This window comes from Geobacillus stearothermophilus ATCC 12980 (assembly GCF_030369615.1).
In the GTDB taxonomy this organism is placed as follows: domain Bacteria; phylum Bacillota; class Bacilli; order Bacillales; family Anoxybacillaceae; genus Geobacillus; species Geobacillus stearothermophilus.
The window spans coordinates 1884660-1910871 of the sequence record NZ_CP128494.1; the positions used below are offsets into that span (position 1 = coordinate 1884660).

A 26212-nucleotide genomic window follows, 5' to 3' on the forward strand; every position below is an offset into this window, starting at 1 on the left:
TTAGGAGGGAAACCAATGGAACAAACGCTGAAAATCACAAGCGTATTGTCTGACCCGACAAGATTTCATATTTATGAATATATGGCAAAAGTGCATCGCGAAGTTTCTGTTCAAGAAATCGCAGAAAAATTTCATATCCATCCAAACGTTGCCCGCTTGCATTTAACGAAGCTTGAAGACGTTCGCATGGTCGTATCGGATACGCAAAAAACGGGAAAAGGCGGGCGGCCGAGCCGGCTGTACCGCCTGTCCGACGAAGTGATCGGGCTGTATTTTCCGTTCCGCGATTATCAACTCCTCGCCCGCATCGCCATTCAAACGATGGCCAAACTCGGTCCCATTGGAAGCGAGGCGTTGCGTGAAACAGGAAAGCGGTTCGGCCGTGAGCTCATCGCCAGCCGTTTGCCGCATAACGGCACAGCGAGCGCGCTCACCATGGCGGACAAAATCGCCATAATGGAAGAGGCGGCCGAAGCGGCTGGATTTTTGCCGCAATTGCACTATGATGAAGAAAAAGGAGTGCTATACCTCGATATTTTCAACTGCCCGTTCAAAGAAATCGCCGCGCAAGCACCTGATACCGTCTGCGGCATGCATCACGCTTTTTTGGAGGGAATGGTCGAGACGCTGTTTGCCGGTGCTGAAGTAACGGAAACGGAAAATATGATGGAAGGCAGCCACCGCTGCGCCTACCGCACCATCATCCGTCCGTGACAGCGTCCCTCCTTCCTTCTTTTTTGTCTGAAGCAAGCAACGGCCGGCATTGGCATCATTTCTTACCACTTGTCCGAAAGCGTTATTTACATTCCCAATCATTGTACATTATAATAAGTAAAGACCAATGGATTGCTCAAAAAGGAGGGATACATAATGGATCGCATGTTCCGCGTCTTGGCTTTTTGGACTGGCATTTTTGCCGTCATGTTTTATCTTGGCCATATGCATACGACATCGCTCATCTTCTTTGGCCAAACCGTGTTTTTCCTTTTCGTCGGCTTTTTGAAACTGACCGAGCGAATGTACATTTACATTTTCGGGGCGTATTTGACGATTTTCTTTGCCGCTTTTACATACTGGACGACGTTCATGATGGTGCCCGGCATGGGCGAATGAAAACAGGCAGAGCCCGTTCTCTGCCTGTTTGTCTTTATGGCAAAAATTCCGGCGCCGCCCAAATGTCCGGGATGGGAAGCTTCACGCCTTTTTGTCCGATGAGCACATCGAAAAAACGGCTGATGCCGTCATCGGCGACCAACGCGCGAAGCATCCGGTCTTCCCGGCTCGGCGGGGCAAACAACTCCGCGCTTTTGGAAACTGCCCATTCGTCCAAGAGACCGGCAGCAAGCAAAAACCGATCTTGGCGGAGAAACGCCACCTCCTCCCACCCGGTCTGCCGGGCGTACAAGCGGATGGCATCCCATTGTACATGGGCCGTCAAATCCATCTCCCCAGGACGGTGAAGCGGGTCGGGGACGAGCCGATGGCGGAAATAACCCCGCAAGCTGCCGTGCCGCCGCGCCGGCGCCCGCAGCTGTTCGTCCGTATAACCATAATCAATCGTCACCATCACCGCCTGGCGAAACTGCGGCCCGATGTCAAGCCAAAATGATCTTGCCGCGAGCGGCACTTCCAAGCGCTGCCCTTCGGCAAGCGAGAGGCCGCGCTCAGCCAAGTAGCGGGCAATATCCAAATTGCAAAGCGGCTCCTTTTCCTCGACGAGCCGACCGTCACGGGCGGCGACGAAACATTCATAAAGAATCCCTTGTTCCTTTGCAATCACATGAACCGGGAGTGCGTCAAAAAATTCATTGCTGAATACGATCCCAGAAAACGGCCCACGCTCGGCGAGCCAGCGAGAGACGTTGTCATATTGCTCCACTTTATCGGCAGCCGCGCGAAGCGTTTCCCGCTGCCTTTGACGGTGGAACAGGCTTTGATCGATGATCGTATACGACAACTCACGGTATGTATCAGGGCTTTTTTTCTCCCATTCTTCCAATATCGCCAGCGCCAAACGTCCATCCCCGCCCCCCACTCGCAAATCGCCGGCGGCAGGCCGCCCCGCTCGACAATCCGAATGAAAAACGAAGCAAGCGCTTTTCCGAATACGGCAGCGAACGAGCTGTTCGTAATGAAATCTCCCTTCCTGCCGATTTTCGTCCGCTCGCGCATATAATAGCCCGCCTGTGCGTCATAAAGCGCCATGTTCATATAATCGGCGTATGACACCCGCCTCCCGGCGCCGCGGCAATTTGTTCGTACAGTTGTCCCATGATGGTTTCCTTCCGTGAACTACCCACCACCTACGCTTCGCTTAGAGGTGGGGGCTTCAAGCGACTTGTGTGTGTTCGCTGAACGGTAAGCCACACACAAGAACCCTTTACGCTTCCCTTCGTTCCGAAGGTGTCCGTTCTAGCCATATTCTATCATATTCGTTGGCTAACACCAACCGAAATTCATCTCCCACTTTCACTGGTGCTGGCGCACCTTCACGTTTAGAAGTAGGAGACTTCTTTCGGAGGGAAGTTAAATTTTTTATTTTTACTATTGACATAGTGAAAATAATGGTATATGGTTACAGTAGTAGCTTAACTATATCCCCTCCCATTATTATGGATAGAACATCCCCCAAAAACCCTTCTTGGCGCGGCTGAGAGGGGTTTTTTTATTTTGCAGGCTTCACAGGCAGACGCCTGTCTGCCTGTTTCCATGCCCTCTCCGGAAGCCCTGCCGTGCGGCGGCTGTCGGGAAATCAAGAAAACCCGTGCAAAAATGGATTGGTGTCCATTTCCATGCCGATCGTCGTCTCCGGTCCATGCCCGGACAAAACCAACGTCTCTTCAGGCAGCGTCAACAGCTTGCGGTGAATGCTTGCCAACAGCTGCTGGTGGTTGCCGCCCGGCAAATCGGTGCGCCCGATGCTGCCGGCAAACAGCGCATCGCCTGAAAATACGAGCTGCGCGGCTTCACAGTAATACGAGACGCTGCCCGGCGAATGGCCAGGCGTTTCCCGCACGTCAAACACAAACGGACCGATCGTCAACGTCGTCCGCCCTGTAAGGCATGTCGGCTCGCAACGGACAACGACCGGACCGCCGAAATAAAGTGAACCGTTGAGCGCCGGATCTTGCAGCCATGATTTTTCGTTTTCATGCACATACACGGGAATATCCCAGCGGGCGAGCACATCAGAAATGCCGCCGATATGGTCAAAATGGGCATGCGTCAGCAAAATCGCCAGCGGGGTCAATTTCTTTTCTTCAATTCGGCGCACGATCGTTGCTCCTTCCGCTCCAGGGTCAATGATGACACATGCACCGTCCGCGGCCGACAACAAGTAGGCGTTCGCCTGAATCGGGCCGACAGGAATGCGCGTCCATTCCATCACCGTCTCCTCCTTATCGTTGGCATGGTCAGCGTTATCCTTATTTTACCGTTTTTCTCCCGCCGATGAAAGAGAAACATGCAAATGCGGAACAGACCTCGACAAAAGAAAAAAAAAAGATTACAATGAAAAAGAATGAGCTCGCTTGTACATACTGTTTCACAAGGGGGTAAAACGGATGGGTACAGTCATTATTTTTGCGCTCGTGACGTTGCTCGCCCTTTACGGCATGCTCCGCACGCTGCGCGAGAAAAATGTGCTCGGATTTTTATTTGGGCTTGGCACAGCGGCGGTTTTCGGCTGGTTTACAGTGATGACGATTTTGCACCACGGCATTCCGACAGGCACACACTGAAAACGCAAGAGGCGGACGGAGCCTCTTGCGTTTTTTCACACCTTTCAGAGCATTGCGATGCAATTGGCAGCCCATGCGGCATTTCTCCGCAAACGCCGCCTTCAAGCCATTTCGAGCGCAGCCAAAAACAAACCGAGGCTGTCGCGGTATATTTGCGCAAATTGCGAGAGCGGTAGCGGGTTGACCCCTTCTCCGAGTTCGACCGTATAGCCTCTGCGCCGCCATGTCTGAATGAACCAGTCGCGGTAGCCGGCGTGGCTGTCAATATAGCGAATCGCTTGGTATCCGCTCGCTTCGGCCATCGCCTTGACGGCCGCCTCCGCTTCTGGCGGCTCCAATCCTTCGTACCCCCAATAAATCTCCTTTCCTTGTGTATGAAACGCAACAACCATTGCAAAATCCCCTTCTTCAGCCAGCGCTGCCATCGCTTTCGCCTCCGGCTCGGTGAGCGGGGCGAAGCCGGGAAAATCACGCGGCGCCGGTCCCTTTGGCGGTTTGCGTGCCTGTTCAATTTCCCAGCGGGCCGGAAACTGGTTGTTTAAGTCGATGCCACGAATGTTCGCTTTCCACTGGGAAAAATCAGCGGCCCCACCGTTAATGCGGATGGCTTCACTCCGGTGCGGCTCCTTCTCGGGAGGACCGTTCAACACAAGATTGACGCCATCGGGATTGACCATCGGCACGACGGAAAGAGTCGTTTTATGGTAATACTCGAGAACCCGGCGGCCGGCCAACATGTCGTCATTGACAAGCGCCCGCACATAGTCGTCGATGAGCGCCATTAATACTGCCGTTGTAATCCATTCGTTGGCATGGAACGATCCGTTCATATGGACGCGCACCGGGCCGCGGCCGATTTGCAGCTCAACAAGCGGCAAACCGAGCACGCTGTATCCGATCGTCCGCTGGCGCACAAACGGGTAATGGCGGACGATCACGTCAATATCCTCCGTCAAAGCGGCAAAATCGTACGGCCGGACGCTGCGAACGACAGGAGCGGCGATCCGCATAGGCAGCGGCGCTGTTCCGTCAATGACCGCCATCGCCCCCGGCATCCGCCGCAACGCCTCGATCGGCAGCGATAGACTGCGGGAGAGTGTTTCCCATGACTCGATGACGCCATATCCCGGAATAGCGACTGTCTGTCCGGGACGCAGCCTTCCTTTGTCGACATGTGGATTGGCGTCTACAATCAACTCCGTCGGCACTGAAAACCATTGCCCGTATTTTTCAAGCGTATCGCCAGGCCATGCTTGGACGCGCATGCGCCATCTCCCCTTCCCTTTCTTCTACCTTCAACATATGCGGCAGGCGCCAAAAAATGAAAACAACGGCTTGCTCCAGCAAGGGAGCAAGCCGTTGCGGTTTAGGCGCCGATGAGCGATTTCGCCAACCAGGCGCCGCCGATGACTCCGGCGTCATTGCCGAGCGTTGCCAGCACGATCTCCGCTCCGGCGGCGACACGCGGAAAAGCATAGCGGCGGAAATGGGCGGCGACATGCTCAACGAGCAGTGCCCCCGCCTTCGAGACACCGCCGCCGATCACAATTTTCTCCGGATTGGTCACATTAGCCGCATTCGCCAACGCCAAACCGAGATAGCGCGTCACCTCCTCAACAACCTCAAGCGCGAGCGCATCCCCCGTTTTGGCGGCGTCAAACACAGCTTTGGCGGTGACATCGCCGCCGCGGAGCGCGCTCGGACGCTCGCTGGCAGCCAGCTTTTCGCCGGCAATCCGCACAATGCCGGTCGCCGACGCAATCGTTTCCAAACAGCCCGTTTTGCCGCAGTTGCACGGCGCGCCGCCGTCTGCAACCATCGTCATATGGCCGATTTCTCCACCGGCGCCGTTCGTCCCGCGCACGATGGCCCCGTTGGCGATTACGCCGCCGCCAACGCCGGTGCCGAGCGTCACAAACAGCAAATGGCGCGCCCCTCCCCCGGCCCCTTTCCACATTTCGCCGAGGGCGGCGATATTCGCGTCATTGTCGACGGCCACCGGCAGCCCTGTCTCTTCTTCGAGCTGTCGTTTTAAGGGGTAGTGTTTCCATCCTAGATTGACCGCTTCATACAGCATTCCTGTTTCTTCCTGAACCGGCCCGGGGGCGCCGATTCCGATGGCGAGCAGCTGTTCTTTCGTTCCGCCAAGCCGGGCGAGCGTTTCATCCAACGACCGGGCGATATGGGCGACGATCCGTTCGCCGCGGTTGGACGTGTCTGTTGGAATTTCCCATTTGTGTACAATAATTCCGTCTTCTGTAATAAACGCCATCTTCGTCGTCGTGCCGCCAAGATCGATGCCTACCAACCATTGTTCCATCGCCATTCCCTCATCCTTTTCTCATTCGTTTTTCCCGCTCGATTTGCGCTTCCTGCCGCAAAACAAATAACGCAGCCTGCAATTGTTTGACATCGATAAGCTGAGACTCGTACAGCTCTTTCACTTCCTCCTCCATCAGCTCCAAATCGGCGATCCGGTCGCCGACATAAATGATCGTGCCAAACTGTTTGAGCAGCTGTTGCACATCGTATACTGTCTTCATCGTCATCGATTCTCCTTTTCTCCCTTTTTAGTGTATCGGCAAATATCCGCAGCCGTCAAGACAAAAAACGCAGGCGCTAAAAATCAGCACCTGCGTCAGCGGTCAGGGTCGCGCGGGTGAAGAATCGCCGGTCGCCGGTTTTTCAGCGGCATCGGCGAGCGGATGAGCACATCGCGCATCGCCCGATAAGAAAACGGAATAAACGGCCATAAATACGGGATGCCAAACGACGACATCCGGGCCAAGGAGATGATCCAAACGGTAAGGCCGAGCACATAGCCGTACAGGCCGAACAGGCCCGACAAAATGAGCAAAGCAATGCGGACGAGCCGGTTCGCCAAGCTCATCTCATAGCTTGGCGTCGCAAACGTGCCGATGGCGGCAACCGAGAAATATAAAATCACTTCGTTGGAAAAGAGGCCGACCTCCACGGCAATGCCGCCGATCATAAGCGCCGCCACCAAACCGAGCGCTGTCGCCAGCGAGGACGGCGTATGAATGGCGGCCATTCGCAGCATATCCATGCCGATTTCGATCATCAAAATTTGAGCAAAAAGCGGAATATCGCCTAATTTCGCCTTTCCTAAAAACTGCAGCGGCCCCGGCAGCAGTTTCGGCTCCGTCATCAATAAATACCAAAGCGGCAACAAAAACACCGACGCCCAGACAGCCAAAAAGCGAACGAGCCGCAAATACGCCCCGACGATCGGCTTGTTCCTGTATTCTTCGGCATGCTGCAAATGATGCCAAAACGTTGCCGGGGTGATAATGACGCTTGGCGACCCGTCAACGATGACGAGCACATGCCCTTCGTACAAATGGGCGGCCGCCGTATCAGGACGCTCCGTATAACGAATGACCGGGTACGGGTTCCAATGCCGCCCGGAAATAAACTCTTCAACCGTCTTTTCCGCCATCACGAGCCCGTCCGTATCGATGGCGGAAATCGACTGCCGGACGCGGCGGACAAGTTCCGGGTCGGCAATTTCTTCAATATAGCAAATGCAAATGTCCGTTTTCGAGCGGCGCGCCACCTGTACATACTCCATCCGCAGCGACGGGTCGCGGACGCGGCGGCGGATGAGAGCCGTATTAAAGATGATCGTTTCCACAAACCCGTCGCGCGCCCCGCGCACTACCCGCTCAGTGTCCGGCTCCTGCGGGCCGCGCACTGGATAGGTGCGGGCGTCAATTAAAAGGATGCGATCCACGCCATCAACGACGAGTGCCGTCGGTCCGGAAAGCACGGCGGCGACCGCCTCCTCGAGATCGTTCGTTTGCCCGATTTCTACATAAGGAAGATGCCTTTTTAACAGTTTTTCGAGCGGATCAGCGTCCAGTTCGCTCTCGTCTAGATGGGACAAATTTCTCATTAAATAATGCAAAATATCGTCTTTCACAAACCCGTCAATCATAAACAATGCCATCGCCCGGCCGCCATACTCGACGTCGAGGCGGATGACATCAAAGCTTTTGCCGACCCCAAGCCGCTCGGCTAAGTAAGCCGCATTGTCTTGGAGACGGCATGAAGCTGGCCGTTTCGGCACACGTTTGTCCATCGCCATCCCCCTGCATCTCGTGTTACTGTATACTCCCCATCATAGACAACCAGCAGGAAATTCATACATAAATGTCCCTTTCTATGCATATATTGGTGGAAACTTGTCCGCTCAGGGAGGATGCCATGAGACGATGGTTGTTGGCCGCCGTAGGAGCAGCGTTTTTTCTCGCCGCTATAGCTGCGCTGTTTTCGTGGTGGGAGCGTCAGCGCACCGAGGAAACGATTAAATTTTTCCCGCTTGACCGCGAGGCGGTGTTCACCGAAGCGAAAACCACTCTTGCGCTTGCAACAAACAAAGAGCGCGGGCGCTATTCGCTGCGTTGGTCCACTATCTCCACGCTGAATCGCCGCGCCTATTTGCGGCAAGACGTTTCATTGCTGTTTGCTGACGGCCGATTGGTTGATGTATTGTCCCGATGGGAGACGAACACCGGAACGATCGCTATGGAAAAAACAGCAATTATGCATGACAGCCGTTTTTTCCAAGCCATTTCGTTCCATCATGGTGAACTGCACAAGGGCGAAACGATCACAAGCAGCCAAACGATGTCAAGCGCGTATTTGTATGTCATCGACTCGCCATACCATCCGCTCGCATCATTCCGCCGGCCGAAAACGGACGCCGAGCGCGAATGGCAGCGCGTCTTGAACAAGGCAACGAACGAATTTCTCCGCCATAAGGCGGACGAGCTGCTTTCCCATTTTTCGCTATCGAAAGAAGACTACTACGCCCTTTATTTGCCGGAGCTTGTCGCTTATACGGAACAACCGCTGCCCGGCTTGTCGATGACAAAAACACAGACGATCATCGGCCGCCTATGGGAGGGGATCTATAAGTCGTACGTTCTCGGCATAAAAAAAGAGGATGGCTCCATCCTCTCGCCGATCGGCAGCACGGTGCCGCTTATTTTGATCCGGAAAGATTACGGTCAAATCCTTGTTTTGCTTGAAGCGAAAAATGGAGACAAAGTCATGCTCATCCAAGTTCCTTAGCGGAAACCAAGCCATAAGCCGGACGCTGCCAATAACAACGCGGCGGCCAATGCGCCGGCCTGCCGCCCCGAAGCGGTCTGCTTCGGCAAATGGACAGCACCCGCTGCCAGAAAGCCGCCGACAAGCCCGCCGATATGGCCGGCGTTGTCAATGCCGGGAACAAGCAGGCCAAACAGCAGGTTGACGACGATTAAGCTGATTACGTTCATGCCCATCGTCCGAAAAAATAGATGCCGGTAAACCGTCCCAAAATAAAGAAGTGCCCCAAACAATCCGAAAATGGCGCCGGACGCCCCGGCCGAAATCGATGGAGTGAACAAAAAGCTCGACAGCGTTCCGAAAAAACCAGCCGTTGCATAAATGATCAAAAAGCGAAGCGAACCGTACAACCGCTCTGTCGTCGTCCCTAAATAATACAGCGCAAACGTGTTCGTCAACAAATGCAAAAACCCGATATGCAAAAACATCGGCGTCAAAAATCGCCACCATTCCCCCGCCTCAATGAGCGGATTGAATTTGGCGCCATACCGGATCAAGACGTTGGGGTCCGTGCTGCCGCCGCTCCACTCGAGAACAAAAAACATAGCGACTTGCACGATCATCAGCAGCCGAGTGAACACCGGCCTGCCGTATTCAAAAATGCGCCGCTCTTCCTCCCGTTGGCGGCGCCATTCCGTCAGCACTTGATGTTTGAAACGCTCGGCGGCGGCGAACGGGTCTTCCTCTTCCGAAGATGGAGCCGGGCGGAGCGTCGCCCCGGTCATCTCCTCGAGCCGCGGCAGCATGTCATTGATGTTGCCGCTATGAATGAGAAGCGTATGAAACGCGCCATCGCCCGTCCCTAAAAGCAGCAGCGGTTCGTCAATGAGAAACTCCCAGTCATCAACCGGCGGATACGCCATGATGTATACGTTGACAACCCGGCCTCCTCTGCCGGTTGCCCGTCCGTCCATCCGCCGAATGAATTGCCACGTATATTCCATATCAAGACGCAACGACCGACTCCAGTCGAAATCGGCGCGGACGAGGCGGATGAGTGTCGGCCGCCGCCAGCGGGCCGATTCGAGCCATACTTCATCCCCGCGTTCGGCCATCCGCGCGATGCGGTAACCGCCGCGAAGCAAAAGATGAACAAGCTGCCAAAACAATACATCCATCGTTCCAACCATGTTCTTCTCTCCTTTTCTCCAGCAGGCCGAACCCAGCGGACAGCAAAGCTCCGGCTGTCTGGATGATCCAGCGCAAGCCAGAGGGAGGCTGTGCCGTTCCCGCCCCAGGCGCGCTTTTTCCCCCCCGCCCGCTTTGAAATCGACGATAAGGGTGGCCAGCTTCCCGTTCGCGGCATCATAAAACGGCCAGCCGGCCACCGCCTCTCTAGCGCAACATTTGCGACACAACCGCGTTGCGCACCGCCGGAATGTTGAGCGCAAAGCGAACAAGCTGCTTTCGCAGCGGCGGAATGCGCAACGCCCAGTCAGCCATTCGGTAACGATAGCGATAGGTGAGCCATCCGGCTGCGACCGCCAACAGCGAGTACGACCATTTGTTCATTGGTGTTCCCCCTTCATCAATATGACATGCTCGTTATTCTTTTTCCCTTTTTCCCCTTAATTATGAAGCAGACGGCCTAACGCCCCAGCACAAGGGCGGCGGCAAGCACCGCACCGGCAGCCGACAAGACGTTGACGGCATCGTTGTCAAGCCAGCGCCATCCTTTCACCTGAACGGTCATCCGCCCGCAATGCTGTTTTCGCTCGGTGGCGATCCCGCATACCGGACAGCGGTAAACGGTCTGCCAGGCGGCGCCAAGCCATGTATCCAGCCAGCTGCCAAACCAGCCGAACAGTGCAAGGGGGAGCCACGGTGCAGCGGGAAGGAGCAACGCGCCGCTGGCGGCGATGAACAGCGCCCCAGCAAGGGAAGCGGCCGTGCCAAGGAGCGTCACCGCTCCGGAAGTGCCGGCCTCGACCGGCTGAAAACTCGGCCATGTCCGCGGCGGACGCCGGCTCAAGGCACCGATTTCCGACGCCCATGTATCGGCGTTCGCCGCCGCGACCGCGACGACGAACAGCTCGTTCCAAACCGGGTCAGGGAGCAGTGCCGCCAGCAGTCCGAGCGCAGCCGGCACTCCACCGTTGGCCAGCACTTGGACCGCATCACGCCGCCCCCCTTTTGCCACCTTTTCGGCGAGTTTCTCCTTTTTCCGTCTCCCGATATGGCTGAAAAAGCTGGAGCTGGCAAAAAATAATCCTAGCAACCATAGCCCGCTCCATGAAAAACCATACCCAACCAAGGCGCCGACAACAACGGTCGCCGCCGCTCCCGAGGCGGACAGCAAGCGCAGCAGCCACCCGCTGCCGGCTGCGATGGCGGATGCAGCAATATACGCCCATTCACCGCTCACAGCGAATGACCCCTTTATCGGTAATAATGAACTCTACCGGCACGTCATGTTCTTCTGCTGGGATGTCGTCCACCACTTGAAACGAATAGGCAAGCGCCGCCGTCACTGCCGCCGCCCCCGGCAAGTACCGGTCATAATACCCGCCGCCGTAGCCGATCCGAAAGCCATTTTTGGCAAAACACACTCCTGGAACAATAATGAGATCAAACTCCTCGCGATCCATCGCCATCGTTTGTTCCTCGATCGGCTCAAGCAGCCCGGCATACGCCTCTTCAAGCTGGGCAAACGACACGATCCGCCGAAACGTCATCATTTTCGCCGCTGGGTCGCATTTTGGCACGCCGACTTTTTTTCCTTCCCTCCAAGCTTGTTCAATGATCGGCGCCGTATCCACTTCCGTCTCCCGCGCCACCGTGATGGCGATCGCCCGGGCTTGTTTCCACGGCGTCCATTGATATAAATAACCGGCAATTTGCCGGTCGCAAACTCGTTTTTCAGGCGCCGGAAGCTGCCGAAGCCGGCTGAGCATATGACGGCGCAGTTCCCGTTTGCGGTCCATCGTCGCTCCCCTTTCTGCCCGAAAGATAAAAAAGCAGCAGGAATGGCGTTCCTACTGCTTACTTCGTTTCGCGGTGCAACGTAACTTTGCGGTCCCGCGGGCAATATTTTTTCAGTTCAAGACGTTCCGGGTTGTTGCGTTTATTTTTGGACGTAATATAGTTGCGTTCGCCGCATTCTGTGCATGCCAGTGTAATGTTCACACGCATCCTTTTTCCCTCCAAACGTGCTTTATATAATCAGACCTTTCTATGATAGCATTTTTCTGCGACGATTTCCACCTCTAAATTTCATTTCCCTCCATTTTATCTTTTTCCACAAGACCGGCCACAAATAGAATGCGATATGATATAGTGAAAAGAGGAGGGATTCATGATGGTAGAATACACGATCATCGCCTTGGCGGCCTTATCGATTCTTTTGCTTGTCCTTTCCTTTTTCGCCAAAGACGAATGGAAGTCGCTTGAAGAACAAATTGACCAGCTGGCTGTCTCGTTGGCGCAAGAAACGTATCAAATGAAAAAAAGGCTGCAAGTCATCGAGGAGGAACTGCTCATCCCTGAGCGCCGGCGCCCGCCCCGCCGCGGTCCTTTTTCCGACACCGAGCGGCGCATCTTCTTTTTGCATAAACAAGGATTTCCGCTCGAAGAGATTGCGCAAGAGACCGGTTTGACGGTTGCCGAGGTCGAGCGGATCGTGAGGAGATTGCTGCGATGAAGAAACGGACGATGCGCGCCTTTGCTCTCGGCCTGCTTGTTGCCACGTCATTCATCGGCGTCTCGTATTATCATTCCGCCCCCGATGCGCCGACGGAAGCGGAAGTGCAAGCGTTTCTCGAACAACGCGGGCTTGTTGCCATTGCGAAAAGCGAATACGATCAACTTCGCCGCGGCCGGCAAACGTCGGCTGAACAGCCGGCTGCGCAACCGGCGAAAACAGTATACATATACCGCCTTGTCATCCAAAAAGGCGACACTCCGGAAACGTTCGCCAAAGAGCTTGAGGATGCCGGCATTATTCAAAGCGCTCGCACGTTTCGCGAGTATTTGCAACAGCACGGGCTGACGCGCTCGATCCGCCCCGGCGCCTATAACGTGCGAAGCGATATGGATTATGCGGCGATCAGCCGCTTGATTGCTAAACCATAACGGAAAGAAGGAGGCAAATGATGAAAAGACTGCCTCCTTCTTTGTATTTGCATCAATCATTCAAATCATAATGCTTCCCTTTGACGAGATAAAGGAGATGCTCGGCGATATTGGTCGCATGATCCGCCGTCCGTTCAATATACCGGGCGACGAGAGCCAGCACGTTCATTTGCGCCAGCGCCTCTTTATCTGTTTTCTCCATCTCAAGCAGCGCTCTCATCATCTCCCCGTACCGCTCGTCAACCTGACGATCCATATCGGCAATTTGTGCAGCCAGCGATGCATCTTCCCGATCGTACGCCGTCATAGCCGCCGATACCATGTCTGCCGCCAATTGGTGCATCGACACTAGCGAGCGGATGTCGATGACGAACGGCTCGCCGCCGATGCGGATGCACGCCTTGGCGACATTAACGGCCAAATCGGCGATCCGCTCGATATCGCCCGCGATTTTGATCGCGGCGATGATGCGGCGCAAGTCGGTCGCGACCGGCTGCTGTTTCGCAATGAGCCACAACGCAAAGTCGTTCACTTCTTCTTCGAGCTTGTCAATCGAGCCGTCTCCATCAATGACGGCCATCGCCAAATGTTTGTTTTGTGTTTGAAACGCGTCAATCGCCTGTTGCAATGCCACTTCTGTTAACCGCCCCATCTCAACCAGCTTGTTGTGCAGCGCTCGCAAGTCATCAGCAAACGTTTCACGCATTTCAGGCTTTCCTCCCTTGTTTTTTATCCGAAACGACCGGTAATGTAGTCTTCTGTACGCTGGTCGGCCGGATTGGAAAACAGCTTGTTCGTCTCTGCGTATTCAATCACTTCTCCGTTCAAGAAAAACGCTGTTTTGTCCGAAATGCGGGCCGCTTGCTGCATGTTATGGGTCACAATAATGATGCTGTATTGTTTTTTCAATTCTTGAATAAGTTCCTCGATTTTCAACGTGGAAATCGGATCGAGCGCAGACGTCGGTTCATCCATTAAAATAACGTCCGGCTCAATCGCCAAACAGCGGGCGATGCACAATCGCTGCTGCTGTCCGCCTGATAACCCGTAGGCATGATCGTGCAGCCGATCTTTTACCTCATCCCAAAGCGCCGCCCCTCGCAAACTTTTTTCGACAATTTCGTCGAGCACTTTTTTATTGCGGATGCCATGAATGCGAGGACCGTACGCAATATTGTCGTAAATCGATTTCGGGAACGGGTTCGGCTTTTGAAACACCATGCCGACTTGTGTCCGCAATTGTTCAACCGGATAGGAAGGGTCAAAAATGTTGCGCCCGCGGTAGACGAGCTGGCCGGCAATGCGGACGTTCGGCACGAGCTCGACCATTCGGTTCAACGTTTTAATATAGGTCGATTTTCCACATCCTGACGGCCCGATAATTGCCGTCACCTCATTTTCATAAATTGTTAAATGAATGTGCTTCAGCGCATGATGTTCACCATACCATAAGTTTAAATCTGTTGTCTCGTACACAACGCCTTTTGTTGCAACATCTTCGACCGCCGGCGTTGCCGCAGACGGTTCGACCAACGGTGAGAGTTTTGTTTTCTTTGTGTTTGTTGCCATCATCTGATTGGTCTCCTTTCGCTCTTCCCCGAAATTTTTGCGTTAAAACCGCTTTTGAAACTTGTTGCGAATCAATACCGCGACCGAATTCATCAAAATTAAAAAGACGAGCAGGACGATAATCCCGGCAGCCGCTACATGCTGAAACTCCTCTTGCGGCCGCCCTGTCCAGTTGTAAATTTGCAACGGCATAGCGGTAAACGTATCAAGTACGCTGCCCGGCAGGTAGGCGATAAACGTCGGGATGCCGAGCACCACAAGCGGAGCTGTCTCCCCAATAGCGCGGGAAAACGCCAAAATGGCCCCCGTCAGCATTCCCGGCAGCGCCGCCGGCAACACCACCCGACAAATCGTTTGCCATTTCGTCGCCCCCATGGCATACGACGCTTCCCGCAGCTGCTGGGGAACCGCACGAATCGCCTCTTGGGCCGCGACGACGATCACTGGAAGAATGAGCAAGCTCATCGTCAACCCGGCCGCCAAGACACTGCGCCCAAGTCCAAGCTCACGGACAAAAACCGTAAGCCCCAGCAGGCCAAACACGATCGACGGCACGCCGGCCAGATTGGAAATATTCGTTTGAATCAACGCGGTGAAACGGTTTTTGCGCGCGTATTCTTCCAAATAAATGGCCGTCCCAACCCCCAAAATAAACGAAACCGGTGCGACAATCATCATCAGCCAAAGGGAGCCAACCAGTCCGGATTTAATCCCAGCTTCCTCCGGACGGCGCGAAGGAAAGCTGTTTAAGAAATCACCATCGAGCCAGCCGATCGCCTGCATGATGACACGGGATAATAATAATGCGAGAACAATGAGTCCAAAAATCGTAGCAGCAAAAAAAATGGCTTGCAAGACGGCGTTTTGCACCAGCCTTCCTTTCATTCGTCTCCAAACGAGCGGTTTGTCCAATTTGTTTTCCATGTGTTCAATACTCCTCCCTCAATCGGCGGGAAATGTATTGCGCCAATATATTCATCAGCAGCGTGAAAATAAAGAGCGTCATCCCGACAGCGTAAATGCTGTAATAAATCGTCGTCCCATAGCCGGCGTCGCCGGTTGTCACCTGGACGATGTAAGCGGTCAATGTTTGAATCGATTGCGTAACATCAAACGTAAACTCCGGCGATGATCCGCCAGCCACCGCGACGATCATCGTTTCACCGACCGCCCGGGAAATGCCTAAAATAAATGAGGCAATCACTCCGGAAGCGGCGGCAGGAAGCACGACCTTAAGCGCTACTTCAAACTTTGTCGCGCCAAGGGCCAAGGCGCCTTCGCGAATGGAGTTTGGCACTGCGCTCATCGCGTCTTCTGACAGCGAGGCGATCATCGGAATGATCATAATCCCCATGACGAGCCCCGGGCTGAGCGCATTAAAAATCTCTAGATCCGGGATGACCTTTTGCAATAACGGCGTCACGATCGTCAACGCAAAAAACCCGTACACGATCGTCGGAATGCCGGCAAGCACTTCGAGCGCCGGCTTGATGATTCGGCGCGTCCGCTCCGACGCATACTCGCTCAAGTAAATGGCCGAAGCGAGCCCAATCGGAACAGCCAAAAGCATAGCGATACCGGTCGTCAGCAGCGTGCCGGTCACAAGCGGAGCGACTCCGAACGATCCGTGTTCCTCATTCCACGGAAGCCACTCTTTGCTTGTGACAAACTCAACAATCGATACACGGCGGAAAAATTCGATCGTCTCAAAAAGAAGGGTAAACAAAATGCCGAGCATTACGAGCACGGAGAGTGCCGCCAATGTAAAGAGGAACTTCGGCGCGAGCTTTTCCATCCTTTTCGTCCAATGTTGCCGCGCTTGGTTTTCAACGATCATCTCCCGAACCGAGAACTGCTGTTCTTTCTTCGTTGGAACCCCCATAAAACGAAAACTCCTTTCCGACTTATTCCAACCGCAGTCACAAGTCTAGGCCGACAGACACCCCTTGTCGCCGGCCTAACGAAACCTATTTCAATCCTTCCAATGTTTCAAGCTGTTCTTTATACTTTTCCTCCGGCAGGCGGACGTAACCGACCTCTTCCGCCAAGTCCCCGGCTGTTTCCAGCAAAAATTCCATATAGTCATACACTTGCGGCTTTTCTTTCAACGATTTGACGTTCACATACGTAAACAGCGGCCGCGAAAGCGGGGTGTATTTCCCGGTTTCAATCGTCTCGTTTGTCGGCTCGACTGGCCCGTTGCCGCCATCGATCGGAACCACTTTCAGCTTATCTTTATTTTCCAAGTAATACGCATAACCGAAGTAGCCGATCGCATATTGATCCCCTTCAACCCCACGAACGAGGATATTGTCGTCTTCCGAAAGTTGAGCCGTTTTGACCAGTTCTTTTCCTTCCAGAATCACTTCATCAAAGTAGTCATATGTCCCAGAATCATGACCAGGCGAGAAAAACTTGATTTCCTCATCCGGCCAGCCCGGACGGATATCCGACCATTTTTTCACCGTGCCGTCTTCCGTCCACATTTTTTTCAACTCATCCACCGTCAAGTAATCAACCCAATCGTTTTCTTTATTGACCACAACAGAAAGACCGTCATAGGCAAGCTGAAACTCTTGGAACTCGATGCCGTTGTCGGCAGCTTCCTGTTTTTCTTCCTCTTTGATTGGACGAGAGGCGTTCGAAAAATCGGTTTCCCCTTTCGTGAACTTCTCAAATCCCCCTCCCGTTCCAGAAGCACCGACGGAAACTTTGACGTTTGGCTGTTCCATCATATATTCTTCAGCAGCTGCTTCCGCAATTGGATATACCGTCGAGGAACCGTCCATGATCACTTCACCGGACAGCTCTTTCGTTGCGGATCCACTGTCCGCCTCGTTTTCCTGCGCTCCATTTCCTCCTCCACAGGCGGCAGCAATCATCATTGTTCCGCCAAGCAAACTCGACAACATCAGCCGTTTCCATTTGCTCATCGCTTTTCCCCCTGACTGTTTTCTTTTACATGTCCTAGTTTTTCCTTACATGCCGTATCATAAATGGACGCTGTTAATAAGGTTTAAACAGAATGTTAAGATTGTGTAAACTCCAGATATCCAATATCCATTATTTTTCATCAATAGCTTCTCTTTCCGCTAAAAAATAAAAAGAGCTGATCCGACAAAAGGAGCTCTCCCTATCGAATCAGCTTCAGCATCAAGATTGTTCTGTTGTTTCGGTGCCGTCGGCTGGCGGTTGAACAGGCTCTCCAGCCATTCGTTTCGCCTTCAATTCAAAATAGGCGTCCAAAATACGGCGGCCGATGCGGTTGTTAATGCCGTCGCTTGCCCCTTGCGTCGCCCACGGAACGACAACAGCGAACGACACTTCTGGATCGTTGTACGGCGCATAGCCGACAAGCGTCAAATTGTAGGTCGAGTCATTGCGGCGGCTTTTGATCGGTCCATCGTAATACGCCTGTGCCGTCCCCGTTTTGCCGGCCGGCTTGTACGAAGCACTCGCAAAGTACGAATACGCCGTTCCGCCCGGCTCTTGCATCACACGGCGGAACCCTTCCTGCACGCGCTCAATGTATTCCGTCTTCATATCGACGCGGTTTAACACGATCGGCTCGAACCGTTTGATGACGCGACTAGGTTCTTTTCCGTCAATGGACGGCTCACGAATTTCTTTGACGAGCTGCGGCTTCATCCGATAGCCGCCGTTGGCGATCGTCGACACGTATTGCGCCAGCTGCATCGGCGTATACATATCATACTGGCCGATGGCTAAGTCAAGCAAAAATCCGCCGAGCGTGCCTTGGCCTTGGAAGCCGCTAAGTTCGTTCGGCAAATCGATGCCTGTTTTGACGCCCAAACCAAATTGGCTGAAATAGTGGCGAATCGTCGTAAATGCCTCTGGATTGATGCGAAGAGGCGCGTGCGGACGATACACACCGCCCCCGATGGCGATCGCTGTTTTGAACATATAGACGTTCGATGACTGCTTGAGCGCCGTCAGCTCGTTGATCGTCCCCATCGTTTTCCATGACTTTTTCGGCTTTGTACCTTTAATGTATAACGGCTCATCCTTAATATACGTATTCGGATGAAGCACCCCGGTTTGAAAGCCGGTGAGCACGGTCGCCCCTTTCACCGTCGATCCCATTGTATAGGCGGACGTGATGTTGCCGATGGCAAAGTCGACAAATTTGCCATCTTGAAGAAGCTTGCCGGCCATCGCCAACACTTCGCCCGTCTTCGGGTTCATCATGACGACAAACGCCCGGTCCAAGAGCGGCGACCGGCCTTTGCGCTTCGTCGCCAAAATCTCCTGCTGAATGATCTCTTCGACTTTTTGCTGCAATTCGGCATCGATCGTCAGCACAAGGTCTTTCCCGCGCTCGCCCGGGTACACTTCCTCAACCGAAACGACGCGGCCCGACTTGTCGACCACGTTTTTCACTTTCGCCTTTTTGCCGTGCAGCACTTCTTCATACTGCATCTCCAAATAGCTTTTGCCAACGCGGTCGTTGCGGCTGTAGTCGCGGGCCAAAAAGTAGTCGAGCCGCTCGCGCGGAACGCCTTCATCTTCTTCCGTCACACTGCCGAGCACGGAGCGGAATGTATTGTCATACACGTATTTCCGGTCCCAGTCAACGGTCGTATTGACGCCAGGCAGCTCGCTTAAGTGTTCGCTGACGACCGCATATTCGCGGTCGGTCACCCCTTTGCTTTTGACCGTCTGCGGCGTCAAGGCGTAGCCGCTCTCCATCTCATGTTTAATGGCGATCACTTCAAGCTCCGACTTCGAAATTTGCGCCAAATCTTGCTTGGTGATGCGGTCAAGCGTCCATTCATACACCTTTTTGTCGATCTCTTTTTGTGTCAGCCCTTGGTCAGCGAGCTTTTTCCGTTCTTGTTCGCTCACTTTCTTTTTGGCTTCTTCCGGATGGGTCAAAATCCAATAATCTTTCATGTCTCGCTCCGTCACTTTTTCCTCTGCATCCGGAATGTCGATGTATTGGGCGAGTTTCCTTGCTATGTCCAATATTTCTTCCGGCTGTGTCGTTTTGGAGCGCGTGTACGTAATCGCCTTTTGCGGTGTGTTGTCGACGATCACGCGGCCGAATCGATCGTAAATTTTGCCGCGCGGCACCGGCGTGCTGACGATTTCATCCTGCGTCCGCTCCACTTCGCGCCGATAATCTTCACCGTAGACGATTTGTACGACGCCAAGGCGCAAAATCAGCGCCGAAAACAACAAGAAGACAAAGAAAAACAAAATGTTCAACCGAATCGGCACTTGTGCCCGTTTCTTCCGTTTCATCCCCCGGCCCTCCTTTCCCCCCTATTGTAAAAGAAAAAGAAGGGGTTGGCTAGGGAAAAACATGGGCGACTTTTATGCTGTCGGGCCGCCCCGTTCATTGGCCAGCTTCGGCCGAAGCAAAAGCCGACCTTGCCGCTCCCGCTCCGGATGGCCATCAGTCAAGCGGATGCGGCGGACGAACCAATAAATGATCAAATGCCCGGCGCCGCATACAAACATCAGCACACGAATGCCCGTCTGCTCGTTAAAGAGCTCCACCGCCGCCAAAAAAGCAAGAATCGACGCCACCCGTCCGGCGTTTAAAAACAGCTCGCGGACGACGATATATTCGACGCGCGCTTCCGCTGATTTCCAGCTTTTCCCGATCACGTCAAACGTCAACGATGAGTACGGAACAAGCAAAATCGGATAAGCGATGGCAATCGTGACGGCATAAAGAAGAAGGCGCGGGTACGAAGGATGAAAGACGATGAGAAAAATGGCTGCATACAGCAAAAGACCGCCCAACAAAATGGCTTTCATCCGGTATTCCCGCTTCATCAACCGGGAGACGACGTAATAAGCGATAAACGATGTGAAGGAATTGACCAATCCGTACTTGCCAAGCGCCCATTCGCTATGGGAGCTGACGTAGACAAGCACGGAAATGACAAAAACGAACGAGCCTTCACGCAGTCCTTGAAAAAAATGGGCGTTCGTAATGAGCCGCCAGTTCCGGTTTTCATTCCGTTCCTTTAAAATGCGGAAAAATAAATATTTCCCCGCGGCCGCGCGGCGCTTCAAGAAAAAGCTGAGCAGCACAGCGACAAGAAACAAGCCGAGCGACAGCGAGAAAACGAACGTATACCCTTTCGCTCCATGAAGCGATGAGATGATATAACCGGCGGCAATCGGCCCGATCATGCCGGCTGATGAGGTCAACACCCCGAAAAAACCGTTAAAAAAGTCGCGCGTCTCCGGTTCGGTAATTTCAAATGTCAGCACGTTAAAAGCGAGCCAGTAAAAACCGTAGCCGACGCCAAGCAGCGCGCCGAGAACGAGCAAATATTGATGGGCGCGGGAGCCGACCAGCAAAACCGTGACAAAAAAAACGGCTAAACATGACACGCCAAGCCGCAAAACGAGAATGCGGTCGATCTGTTTCGCCAGACGGCCGGCAACGATAAACGTCAGCGGCTGCATCGTGACGACCGCCAAGTTGTACAATGCCAAATCGCGAAAATCGCCGGTCTGTTTCCACAAATAAATGTTGACAAACGTGTTCGACAGGGAAACACCGAGCGCGTAAAACCCGCCGATGCAAAGCAAAAGCAACAGGTCGCGGTTCACTTGTTCTTGGCCGGTTAGTTTTTGGAAAAATGCCATTGCAAACTCCCCTTTTCATCTATCGGGTAGTGTGGCCATTTCTGCCGCCTCTATGCACCCGGCGCAACGAAAACCGCTCCCTTTGCCTGCCCCCTTCGTCGAAAAAAAAGCGGAGCGTTTTGTTTCGCCCCGCTTTGTTCATTATTTTGCTTTCGCTTCGCTGTACCGTTTCGCCACTTCGTCCCAGTTGACGACGTTCCAGAATGCGGCAATGTATTCCGGACGGCGGTTTTGGTATTTCAAGTAGTACGCATGCTCCCAAACGTCCAAGCCGAGAATCGGCGTTTTGCCTTCCATAATCGGCGAATCTTGGTTCGGCGTGCTTGTGATTTCCAGCTCGCCGTTGTTCACAACAAGCCATGCCCAACCGGAACCGAAACGGCCGGCCGCTGCTTTCGAAAACTCGTCTTTGAACGCGGTGAAGCTGCCGAATTTTTTGTTGATGGCGTCAGCCAGCTCACCCGTCGGCTCGCCGCCGCCATTTGGCGACAAAATCGTCCAGAAAAGCGAGTGGTTCGCATGGCCGCCGCCGTTGTTGCGCACCGCCGTGCGGATGCTTTCCGGAAGGGCTTCCAAATTGCTGAGCAGTTCTTCGAGCGATTTGTTTTGCAAATCCGGATGTCCTTCAAGCGCCGCATTCAAATTTGTAACGTATGTGTTATGGTGCTTCGTGTGGTGAATGTTCATCGTTTCTTTGTCGATGTGCGGCTCCAGAGCATCATACGGATACGGCAATGCTGGCAATTCAAATGGCATACCGATCTCCTCCTTTTTGATTTATGTACACGAACGCCAAAGCGTTCGCTTGAGATTAGCTTACCAAAGTTGGCACAATGTTTCAATCGACTTGCTTGTCCTCGCTTTTTGTTTACATATTTTCAACACACCGTTGACCGTTTCTTCATAATGACAAGCTATAGTATATGGCTGCCATTCGTTCCGAAGCCGATGCACTAAATGAACGGGTGTTGCAATGGCGCGCCTTGCTTGAAACCTTTCATTTGCCTTCTGACTAAAGCGGGAAGATGCCCGCTTTTTCTTTGTCTCAAGTTGAATTCTTCCTCTTTCCCGGCTACAATGGAAAAGGAGATAAAGAAAGGTGTGTCTGAGATGAACGTATTCGTCCAGCTGTGGAAAAGCTTATATTCTCCGAAAGACATCGCCCGCTTTCGATTTCAGGGAATTGGGAAAACGATCGGTTATTTGTTTTTGCTGACTTTGCTGTCCACTCTTCCGACGTTTTACTATGTCTCCTCGTCGCTCACTGAAGGCATCCGCACAACGAGCGCCTTATTGAATAACGAGTTGCCGCCGTTTTCGATTGAAAACGGCGAACTTCACTCGGAGGCGGCCACGCCGATTCATATTGATCAAGGCGGATTTACGATCATTTTTGACAGCACCGGCAAAGTGACGAGTGAGAACGTCGAGCAGTTTCCGAACGCCATCGCGCTCTTGAAGCATGAAGCCGTGCTCGTCGCCGGCCATCAGGCGCAGCATTACAGCTATGCCACGTTTCCGGATGTGACCATTACCGACGAAGACGTTCGCGCGTTCATCGCCGGTCTTCAGTCGCTTCTCCCTGTCCTCATCCCGCTTTTTGGGTTCGTTTTATACGTGCTCGCCTGCGCCGGGAAATTCATCAGCGTGTGCATCTTTGCCTTTTTCGGCCTGATTCTTGCCGGCGTGCTCGACAAAACGCTGCGCTACCGCCATACATGGGTGATGTCGGCTTACGCCATTACGCTGTCGACCGTCTTTTTCACCGTGATGGAAACGGTGCAAGCGGTCGTGCCCTACGGCGCGTTGATCCATTGGTTCGTTTCGCTTGTCGTTCTCTTTTTGGCAGTCAAGGAAGTGCCATCAGCCAAACGGGAAATATAAAAAAGCTGCCTGTCGATGCAGGACAGCTTTTTTTGTGCTTACGCTGCTTTGCTTCTTTCTCCTCGTCCTCGACGCGCGCGCCGCCCCCCCGGAGTCTGCCAGCGGCTGAAGCGCTGTAGATCCCACTAGTGCAATGGTGCCGGAGTAGGTTTCTTCTTTCTTTGCCGCTCCTTCATTGCCGCCCGCGTTGTTCTTTTCAGTCTGCCCGCAGCCGGCCAAAACGCCGGTCATCAACAAGGCGGCCAATCCCAATTTGACTCGTTTGCTCCACATTCAGAAATCCTCCCGTTTTGTTTTCGTACTTTCAACGTACAAGACCATTGTAGCGAGACATCGTTAGGCCCTTATAAAGCAGTTGTTGAGTTTCTGTAAAGACAAAAAACAGGAATATTTTCAAAAAGCCGTCAAGCGAGCCTTGAAGGCAAAGAAGAACGGTGATGCCGTTTTTCAAATTGGAGACATTCTTTTGTTGAAGTGTTTTCCTCATGAGCTCAACGACCTTGCTAAGGAAGACATATTTTCGCTGGACAAGCATACATATGAAATAGATATACGCATGCGGAGGAAGCGTCATGAAAAAATTCATTTTTCTCCTGCTTCTCTTTCTTTCCAGTTATATCGTTTACCGCGACCTTGTCATCGGAACGCTTCACCCTTCATCTGAAACAGCGGCAGCCGTTGTCCAGTCGAAACAGGCGGCCATCCCGTACCGGACGGTGACCATTCGCCCTGGCGATACGTTGTTGTCCATCATCGAGAAAGAACTCAACGGTCCATTGCCCGTTCCGCTCGAGCAGCTGATCCGTGATTTTGAACGGTTAAATCCAGGCGAACATGCGCAAACATTAAAAATCGGGAAAACTTATAAAGTACCGATCTATCGCTAACCGGCGAATCGCTTGTCAAACGGCGGATGGCACTGTTACAATAATGCAGAAAGCGACTCGAATGTTAAAGGAGCGAATTCCCGTGGGTGAAATCATCCATCGTTCAAAGACTCGGCCGGTCCGCGTCGGTCCGCTGACGATCGGTGGGAGCAACGAAGTCATCATTCAAAGCATGACGACGACGAAAACGCACGATGTCGAGGCGACGGTGGCGCAAATCCGCCGGCTTGAGGAGGCGGGCTGTCAAGTCGTCCGCGTCGCCTGCCCGGATGAACGGGCTGCCGCGGCGATACCGGAAATTAAAAAGCGAATCAACATCCCGCTTGTCGCCGACATCCACTTTGACTACAAACTGGCGCTGAAAGCGATCGAAGGCGGCGTTGATAAAATCCGCATCAATCCAGGCAACATCGGGCGCCGCGAAAAAGTCGAAGCGGTCGTGAAAGCGGCGAAAGAGCGCGGCGTGCCGATCCGCATCGGCGTCAACGCCGGATCGCTGGAAAAACGCATTTTAGAAAAATACGGATATCCAACAGCCGACGGCATGGTCGAGAGCGCCTTATACCATATCCGCATCTTGGAAGAACTCGATTTTCACGACATTATCGTTTCGTTGAAAGCGTCCGATGTGCGCCTCGCCATTGAAGCGTACGAAAAAGCGGCGCGCACGTTCGACTATCCGCTCCATGTTGGCATCACCGAGGCGGGAACGCTTTTTTCCGGCACGATCAAAAGCGCGGTTGGACTCGGCGCCATTTTAAGCAAAGGCATCGGCAATACGATCCGCGTTTCGTTAAGCGCCGACCCGGTTGAAGAAGTAAAAGTGGCGCGCGAAATTTTAAAAACGTTCGGGCTCGCCTCCAATGCGGCGACGCTCATTTCCTGCCCGACGTGCGGGCGGATTGAGATCGATTTGATCAGCATCGCCAATGAAATCGAGGACTATATCGCCAAAATTAAGGCGCCGATCAAAGTCGCCGTGCTCGGTTGCGCGGTCAACGGCCCGGGCGAAGCGCGCGAGGCGGATATCGGCATCGCCGGCGCCCGCGGCGAAGGCTTGTTGTTCCGCCACGGCAAAATTGTCCGCAAAGTACCGGAAGAACAAATGGTGGAAGAACTGAAAAAAGAAATCGACAAGCTGGCGGAAGAATATTTTGCAAAGCAAAAGGAAAACAAAGCCGCTCTGAAAGGCAGCGCCGCCCAATGAGCGGAATGTTCCTGCATAACGAGAAAGGGCGTCCCCGCCTTGGGGACACCCTCGCTTTTTTTTACGTATAAAACGGCATAATAAACAGGCGGACGAGAATGGCGATGACGCCAATCCCGATGGCCCAAGCCCCAAGCGTTTCCGCGCCGCGCCGGCGCGCGATAAACCCGACAATAATGCCGGTCGCCCCTAACAAAATCGGCCAAATAAACAAGGCGATGATGGACAGGGCCAAAGCGAGCCAGCCGAGCCCGGCGCCGTCCGCGCGTTCTTCATCCCGCTCGTCGCGGCGGCGAATCGGTTCAGCGACTTCCGCCGCTGTTTCTTCCATGAAAGTGCGTTCTGGTTCCTCTTTTTCGATCGATTGCACGTAACTTCCATTATACGTGCGCTCGCGGTCGTCTGCCATATGCTTCCCTCGCTTTCCTAAAGTAAGGAGCATTCTTAGTATGAGAAACCGGTGCCATTTTATCAGTGTGAATATTTTCTAAAAGGGGGATGCGACGATGAAACACCGGCTCGGGATCGACATTGACGGCACGGTTACGTGTCCGAGCACATTTATTCCGTATTTAAACGAAGCATTCGGCAAAGAGCTCGCATTACACGACATTACACAATACAATTTGGCGCCGTTATACGGCGTGGCGGAGGAAGAAATGGACCGGTGGCTTGCGGAAAATGAGGCGGGCATTTACGAACGTGCGCCGCTGGCTCGCTACGCGCTTGAGGTGATTGACAGCTGGAAAGACAAATACGAGCTGTATTACATCAGCGCCCGCGGCCGCCATTTGTACGAGCTCACCGAACGCTGGTTTCAACGGCACGGCATCCATTACCACCATATTGAGCTGATCGGATCCCACGATAAAATCGCCGCCGTCCGCCAATACAGGCTGGCCGCCTTTTTTGAAGATAAATACGATAACGCTTGTGAGATCGCAGAAGCATGCGGCATCCCGGTCATTTTGTTTGACACGCCATACAACCAAGGTCCGCTTCCTGACAATGTCATCCGCGTCCGGCATTGGCTCGAGGCCAAGCGTGAAGTCGAGCTGCGCTTGGCGCCATAAGAAAAACATCTCCCG

General features: G+C 53.5%; 30 protein-coding genes and 1 pseudogene. 10 read left to right on the plus strand and 21 right to left on the minus strand.

Translation table 11 applies throughout. The annotated features are described in order from the left end of the window. Positions 1 to 15 precede the first annotated feature (15 nt). Both QSJ10_RS10240 and QSJ10_RS10245 read left to right on the plus strand, forming a co-directional pair. Entirely contained in the window at positions 16 to 714 is a 699-nt protein-coding gene (locus tag QSJ10_RS10240; protein ID WP_011231918.1) for a helix-turn-helix transcriptional regulator, read from the plus strand. A 156-nt stretch (positions 715 to 870) separates the two neighbouring features. After that, positions 871 to 1113 (plus strand): DUF2626 domain-containing protein, encoded by a 243-nt coding sequence (locus QSJ10_RS10245; RefSeq protein WP_033010198.1) that lies wholly within the window; start codon positions 871 to 873, stop codon positions 1111 to 1113. Between the two features lie 34 nt (positions 1114 to 1147). Here QSJ10_RS10245 and QSJ10_RS10250 read toward each other — a convergent pair. Then, a pseudogene (locus QSJ10_RS10250) lies at positions 1148 to 2273 on the minus strand (class I SAM-dependent methyltransferase). Between the two features lie 479 nt (positions 2274 to 2752). Further along, entirely contained in the window at positions 2753 to 3385 is a 633-nt protein-coding gene (locus QSJ10_RS10255; protein WP_049625174.1) for an MBL fold metallo-hydrolase, read from the minus strand. Positions 3386 to 3563: 178 nt separating this feature from the next. Here QSJ10_RS10255 and QSJ10_RS10260 point away from each other — a divergent pair, with 178 nt between their 5' ends. Continuing rightward, complete coding sequence (locus tag QSJ10_RS10260; RefSeq protein ID WP_033010201.1) at positions 3564 to 3740, plus strand: DUF2759 domain-containing protein; 177 nt, start codon at positions 3564 to 3566, stop codon at positions 3738 to 3740. 101 nt (positions 3741 to 3841) lie between these two features. On the opposite strand, the gene QSJ10_RS10265 is transcribed toward QSJ10_RS10260, so the two are convergent. From QSJ10_RS10265 to QSJ10_RS10280, 4 genes are all read right to left on the minus strand, one after another. Then, positions 3842 to 5005: a M14 family metallopeptidase gene (locus tag QSJ10_RS10265; protein WP_053532198.1), complete on the minus strand. Its 1164-nt coding sequence runs from the start codon at positions 5003 to 5005 to the stop codon at positions 3842 to 3844. A gap of 101 nt (positions 5006 to 5106) precedes the next feature. Further along, a complete protein-coding gene (locus QSJ10_RS10270) occupies positions 5107 to 6060 on the minus strand; it encodes an ROK family glucokinase (RefSeq protein WP_033014814.1) in 954 nt (317 codons plus the stop codon). A gap of 10 nt (positions 6061 to 6070) precedes the next feature. Continuing rightward, positions 6071 to 6283: a YqgQ family protein gene (locus QSJ10_RS10275; RefSeq protein WP_033014816.1), complete on the minus strand. Its 213-nt coding sequence runs from the start codon at positions 6281 to 6283 to the stop codon at positions 6071 to 6073. A 95-nt stretch (positions 6284 to 6378) separates the two neighbouring features. Then, positions 6379 to 7842, minus strand: coding sequence for a spore germination protein (locus tag QSJ10_RS10280; protein ID WP_049625175.1), 1464 nt, complete (start codon positions 7840 to 7842; stop codon positions 6379 to 6381). Between the two features lie 125 nt (positions 7843 to 7967). Between QSJ10_RS10280 and QSJ10_RS10285 the strand changes: the two genes are divergently transcribed. Then, the gene (locus QSJ10_RS10285; protein ID WP_033014617.1) at positions 7968 to 8837 is read left to right on the plus strand and encodes a hypothetical protein; all 870 of its coding nucleotides are present in this window, start codon (positions 7968 to 7970) and stop codon (positions 8835 to 8837) included. On the opposite strand, the gene QSJ10_RS10290 is transcribed toward QSJ10_RS10285, so the two are convergent. From QSJ10_RS10290 to rpmG, 5 genes are all read right to left on the minus strand, one after another. Next, positions 8834 to 10006 carry a rhomboid family intramembrane serine protease gene (locus tag QSJ10_RS10290; RefSeq protein ID WP_053532199.1) on the minus strand — a complete coding sequence of 391 codons (1173 nt, stop codon included), beginning with the start codon at positions 10004 to 10006 and terminating at the stop codon, positions 8834 to 8836. The genes QSJ10_RS10285 and QSJ10_RS10290 overlap by 4 nt on opposite strands. Before the next feature lie 205 nt (positions 10007 to 10211). After that, entirely contained in the window at positions 10212 to 10388 is a 177-nt protein-coding gene (yqgO, locus tag QSJ10_RS10295; RefSeq protein ID WP_162839640.1) for a protein YqgO, read from the minus strand. A gap of 76 nt (positions 10389 to 10464) precedes the next feature. Next, positions 10465 to 11241 (minus strand): DUF92 domain-containing protein, encoded by a 777-nt coding sequence (locus QSJ10_RS10300; RefSeq protein ID WP_033014619.1) that lies wholly within the window; start codon positions 11239 to 11241, stop codon positions 10465 to 10467. Then, positions 11231 to 11800, minus strand: coding sequence for a 5-formyltetrahydrofolate cyclo-ligase (locus tag QSJ10_RS10305; protein WP_033014621.1), 570 nt, complete (start codon positions 11798 to 11800; stop codon positions 11231 to 11233). Before QSJ10_RS10305 ends, QSJ10_RS10300 begins: the two co-directional genes overlap by 11 nt. A 58-nt stretch (positions 11801 to 11858) precedes the next feature. Then, on the minus strand, positions 11859 to 12008 hold the full coding sequence (gene rpmG / locus QSJ10_RS10310) for a 50S ribosomal protein L33 (protein ID WP_011231931.1): 150 nt from the start codon (positions 12006 to 12008) through the stop codon (positions 11859 to 11861). Between the two features lie 166 nt (positions 12009 to 12174). Here rpmG and QSJ10_RS10315 point away from each other — a divergent pair, with 166 nt between their 5' ends. Then, positions 12175 to 12516, plus strand: coding sequence for a hypothetical protein (locus QSJ10_RS10315; RefSeq protein ID WP_033014623.1), 342 nt, complete (start codon positions 12175 to 12177; stop codon positions 12514 to 12516). Further along, the gene (locus QSJ10_RS10320; protein ID WP_033014624.1) at positions 12513 to 12947 is read left to right on the plus strand and encodes an MltG/YceG/YrrL family protein; all 435 of its coding nucleotides are present in this window, start codon (positions 12513 to 12515) and stop codon (positions 12945 to 12947) included. The genes QSJ10_RS10315 and QSJ10_RS10320 overlap by 4 nt, the downstream gene beginning before the upstream one ends. A gap of 52 nt (positions 12948 to 12999) precedes the next feature. On the opposite strand, the gene phoU is transcribed toward QSJ10_RS10320, so the two are convergent. The 8 genes from phoU to sodA all read right to left on the minus strand — a co-directional run bounded on the left by phoU (position 13000) and on the right by sodA (position 21902). Continuing rightward, positions 13000 to 13653, minus strand: coding sequence for a phosphate signaling complex protein PhoU (gene phoU, locus QSJ10_RS10325; protein WP_033014630.1), 654 nt, complete (start codon positions 13651 to 13653; stop codon positions 13000 to 13002). 23 nt (positions 13654 to 13676) lie between these two features. Then, positions 13677 to 14519 (minus strand): phosphate ABC transporter ATP-binding protein PstB, encoded by an 843-nt coding sequence (gene pstB / locus QSJ10_RS10330; RefSeq protein WP_033014632.1) that lies wholly within the window; start codon positions 14517 to 14519, stop codon positions 13677 to 13679. A gap of 39 nt (positions 14520 to 14558) precedes the next feature. Next, a complete protein-coding gene (gene pstA / locus QSJ10_RS10335; protein ID WP_033014634.1) occupies positions 14559 to 15440 on the minus strand; it encodes a phosphate ABC transporter permease PstA in 882 nt (293 codons plus the stop codon). Between the two features lie 4 nt (positions 15441 to 15444). After that, on the minus strand, positions 15445 to 16398 hold the full coding sequence (gene pstC, locus QSJ10_RS10340) for a phosphate ABC transporter permease subunit PstC (protein ID WP_033014638.1): 954 nt from the start codon (positions 16396 to 16398) through the stop codon (positions 15445 to 15447). An 85-nt stretch (positions 16399 to 16483) separates the two neighbouring features. After that, positions 16484 to 17449 carry a PstS family phosphate ABC transporter substrate-binding protein gene (locus tag QSJ10_RS10345; protein WP_033014639.1) on the minus strand — a complete coding sequence of 322 codons (966 nt, stop codon included), beginning with the start codon at positions 17447 to 17449 and terminating at the stop codon, positions 16484 to 16486. A 220-nt stretch (positions 17450 to 17669) separates the two neighbouring features. Next, entirely contained in the window at positions 17670 to 19781 is a 2112-nt protein-coding gene (locus QSJ10_RS10350; protein ID WP_053532200.1) for a peptidoglycan D,D-transpeptidase FtsI family protein, read from the minus strand. A gap of 72 nt (positions 19782 to 19853) precedes the next feature. Further along, on the minus strand, positions 19854 to 21146 hold the full coding sequence (locus tag QSJ10_RS10355) for an MFS transporter (protein WP_033014640.1): 1293 nt from the start codon (positions 21144 to 21146) through the stop codon (positions 19854 to 19856). 141 nt (positions 21147 to 21287) lie between these two features. Then, positions 21288 to 21902, minus strand: coding sequence for a superoxide dismutase SodA (gene sodA, locus QSJ10_RS10360; RefSeq protein WP_033010224.1), 615 nt, complete (start codon positions 21900 to 21902; stop codon positions 21288 to 21290). Positions 21903 to 22256: 354 nt separating this feature from the next. On the opposite strand from sodA, the gene QSJ10_RS10365 reads away from it, so the two are divergent. Continuing rightward, positions 22257 to 23030, plus strand: a complete 774-nt coding sequence (locus QSJ10_RS10365; protein ID WP_033014641.1) for a DUF1189 domain-containing protein — start codon at positions 22257 to 22259, stop codon at positions 23028 to 23030. Here the strand turns inward: QSJ10_RS10365 and QSJ10_RS10370 are convergent. Continuing rightward, entirely contained in the window at positions 23010 to 23303 is a 294-nt protein-coding gene (locus QSJ10_RS10370) for a hypothetical protein (RefSeq protein ID WP_033014642.1), read from the minus strand. The genes QSJ10_RS10365 and QSJ10_RS10370 overlap by 21 nt on opposite strands. A 299-nt stretch (positions 23304 to 23602) precedes the next feature. Between QSJ10_RS10370 and QSJ10_RS10375 the strand changes: the two genes are divergently transcribed. Both QSJ10_RS10375 and ispG read left to right on the plus strand, forming a co-directional pair. Continuing rightward, entirely contained in the window at positions 23603 to 23917 is a 315-nt protein-coding gene (locus QSJ10_RS10375; RefSeq protein WP_011231945.1) for a LysM peptidoglycan-binding domain-containing protein, read from the plus strand. Between the two features lie 82 nt (positions 23918 to 23999). Next, entirely contained in the window at positions 24000 to 25124 is a 1125-nt protein-coding gene (gene ispG, locus QSJ10_RS10380; protein WP_033014644.1) for a flavodoxin-dependent (E)-4-hydroxy-3-methylbut-2-enyl-diphosphate synthase, read from the plus strand. 61 nt (positions 25125 to 25185) lie between these two features. Here the strand turns inward: ispG and QSJ10_RS10385 are convergent, their stop codons facing one another. Beyond that, a complete protein-coding gene (locus QSJ10_RS10385; RefSeq protein WP_033014645.1) occupies positions 25186 to 25533 on the minus strand; it encodes a hypothetical protein in 348 nt (115 codons plus the stop codon). 97 nt (positions 25534 to 25630) lie between these two features. Between QSJ10_RS10385 and QSJ10_RS10390 the strand changes: the two genes are divergently transcribed. Then, positions 25631 to 26197: a nucleotidase gene (locus QSJ10_RS10390; protein WP_033014646.1), complete on the plus strand. Its 567-nt coding sequence runs from the start codon at positions 25631 to 25633 to the stop codon at positions 26195 to 26197. The last annotated feature ends 15 nt before the right edge of the window (positions 26198 to 26212 follow it).

What these genes read in the sequence shown, in the direction of transcription:
- QSJ10_RS10240 (WP_011231918.1), top strand. Translation starts at nt 16, where the DNA reads ATGGAACAAACGCTGAAAATCACAAGCGTATTGTCTGACCCGACAAGA.
- QSJ10_RS10245 (WP_033010198.1), top strand. Translation starts at nt 871, where the DNA reads ATGGATCGCATGTTCCGCGTCTTGGCTTTTTGGACTGGCATTTTTGCC.
- QSJ10_RS10255 (WP_049625174.1), bottom strand. Translation starts at nt 3,385, where the DNA reads ATGGAATGGACGCGCATTCCTGTCGGCCCGATTCAGGCGAACGCCTAC.
- QSJ10_RS10260 (WP_033010201.1), top strand. Translation starts at nt 3,564, where the DNA reads ATGGGTACAGTCATTATTTTTGCGCTCGTGACGTTGCTCGCCCTTTAC.
- QSJ10_RS10265 (WP_053532198.1), bottom strand. Translation starts at nt 5,005, where the DNA reads ATGCGCGTCCAAGCATGGCCTGGCGATACGCTTGAAAAATACGGGCAA.
- QSJ10_RS10270 (WP_033014814.1), bottom strand. Translation starts at nt 6,060, where the DNA reads ATGGAACAATGGTTGGTAGGCATCGATCTTGGCGGCACGACGACGAAG.
- QSJ10_RS10275 (WP_033014816.1), bottom strand. Translation starts at nt 6,283, where the DNA reads ATGAAGACAGTATACGATGTGCAACAGCTGCTCAAACAGTTTGGCACG.
- QSJ10_RS10280 (WP_049625175.1), bottom strand. Translation starts at nt 7,842, where the DNA reads ATGGACAAACGTGTGCCGAAACGGCCAGCTTCATGCCGTCTCCAAGAC.
- QSJ10_RS10285 (WP_033014617.1), top strand. Translation starts at nt 7,968, where the DNA reads ATGAGACGATGGTTGTTGGCCGCCGTAGGAGCAGCGTTTTTTCTCGCC.
- QSJ10_RS10290 (WP_053532199.1), bottom strand. Translation starts at nt 10,006, where the DNA reads ATGGTTGGAACGATGGATGTATTGTTTTGGCAGCTTGTTCATCTTTTG.
- yqgO (WP_162839640.1), bottom strand. Translation starts at nt 10,388, where the DNA reads ATGAACAAATGGTCGTACTCGCTGTTGGCGGTCGCAGCCGGATGGCTC.
- QSJ10_RS10305 (WP_033014621.1), bottom strand. Translation starts at nt 11,800, where the DNA reads ATGGACCGCAAACGGGAACTGCGCCGTCATATGCTCAGCCGGCTTCGG.
- rpmG (WP_011231931.1), bottom strand. Translation starts at nt 12,008, where the DNA reads ATGCGTGTGAACATTACACTGGCATGCACAGAATGCGGCGAACGCAAC.
- QSJ10_RS10315 (WP_033014623.1), top strand. Translation starts at nt 12,175, where the DNA reads ATGGTAGAATACACGATCATCGCCTTGGCGGCCTTATCGATTCTTTTG.
- QSJ10_RS10320 (WP_033014624.1), top strand. Translation starts at nt 12,513, where the DNA reads ATGAAGAAACGGACGATGCGCGCCTTTGCTCTCGGCCTGCTTGTTGCC.
- phoU (WP_033014630.1), bottom strand. Translation starts at nt 13,653, where the DNA reads ATGCGTGAAACGTTTGCTGATGACTTGCGAGCGCTGCACAACAAGCTG.
- pstB (WP_033014632.1), bottom strand. Translation starts at nt 14,519, where the DNA reads ATGATGGCAACAAACACAAAGAAAACAAAACTCTCACCGTTGGTCGAA.
- pstA (WP_033014634.1), bottom strand. Translation starts at nt 15,440, where the DNA reads ATGGAAAACAAATTGGACAAACCGCTCGTTTGGAGACGAATGAAAGGA.
- pstC (WP_033014638.1), bottom strand. Translation starts at nt 16,398, where the DNA reads ATGGGGGTTCCAACGAAGAAAGAACAGCAGTTCTCGGTTCGGGAGATG.
- QSJ10_RS10345 (WP_033014639.1), bottom strand. Translation starts at nt 17,449, where the DNA reads ATGAGCAAATGGAAACGGCTGATGTTGTCGAGTTTGCTTGGCGGAACA.
- QSJ10_RS10350 (WP_053532200.1), bottom strand. Translation starts at nt 19,781, where the DNA reads ATGAAACGGAAGAAACGGGCACAAGTGCCGATTCGGTTGAACATTTTG.
- QSJ10_RS10355 (WP_033014640.1), bottom strand. Translation starts at nt 21,146, where the DNA reads ATGGCATTTTTCCAAAAACTAACCGGCCAAGAACAAGTGAACCGCGAC.
- sodA (WP_033010224.1), bottom strand. Translation starts at nt 21,902, where the DNA reads ATGCCATTTGAATTGCCAGCATTGCCGTATCCGTATGATGCTCTGGAG.
- QSJ10_RS10365 (WP_033014641.1), top strand. Translation starts at nt 22,257, where the DNA reads ATGAACGTATTCGTCCAGCTGTGGAAAAGCTTATATTCTCCGAAAGAC.
- QSJ10_RS10370 (WP_033014642.1), bottom strand. Translation starts at nt 23,303, where the DNA reads ATGTGGAGCAAACGAGTCAAATTGGGATTGGCCGCCTTGTTGATGACC.
- QSJ10_RS10375 (WP_011231945.1), top strand. Translation starts at nt 23,603, where the DNA reads ATGAAAAAATTCATTTTTCTCCTGCTTCTCTTTCTTTCCAGTTATATC.
- QSJ10_RS10385 (WP_033014645.1), bottom strand. Translation starts at nt 25,533, where the DNA reads ATGGCAGACGACCGCGAGCGCACGTATAATGGAAGTTACGTGCAATCG.
- QSJ10_RS10390 (WP_033014646.1), top strand. Translation starts at nt 25,631, where the DNA reads ATGAAACACCGGCTCGGGATCGACATTGACGGCACGGTTACGTGTCCG.